Origin of the sequence: Pseudomonas sp. KB_15 (assembly GCF_052114525.1) — a bacterium.
Taxonomy (GTDB): Bacteria; Pseudomonadota; Gammaproteobacteria; order Pseudomonadales; family Pseudomonadaceae; genus Aquipseudomonas.
In genome coordinates, this window is record NZ_JBFREX010000364.1 from 1 (window position 1) to 363 (window position 363).

Annotated in this window: 1 protein-coding gene; it reads left to right on the forward strand. The window is 65.6% G+C overall.

Features of this window, described 5'->3' with window-relative positions:
* Positions 1-363, forward strand: a 363-nt coding sequence (locus AB4Z35_RS31305) for a hypothetical protein (RefSeq protein ID WP_442101339.1), incomplete at both ends; no start/stop codon positions are given.

The following is a 363-nucleotide window of genomic DNA, read 5'->3' on the forward strand; positions in this document are numbered from 1 at the left end:
CGTTTCGGCGGGCAGGAACGTCACGCTCAACGTCGGCAGCCTGGACAACAGCCGTTCTGCAACGCTGGTCAACAGTACCGGGGATTCGGTGAACCAGGGCGAGCTTTCGGCCTTCATGGCGCAACTTGCGGCACTCACAACGGGCAATACCGATGTCTACGGACGGGGGCCGCTGGTCTACGGCGTGCCGCCGAACATGAATGCCTGCGACAGCTGCTCCGCGCCGCCGCCATGGTCGGCGGTCGCGCAAGGCAAGACTGCCACTGGTGCGGCTGCTGCCGCGCCCAGCCAGGTAACTACCAGCTACCAACTCGGCAAAGCCGGCCAGATCACCGCCGGCGGCAACCTCAATCTCACCGGCAC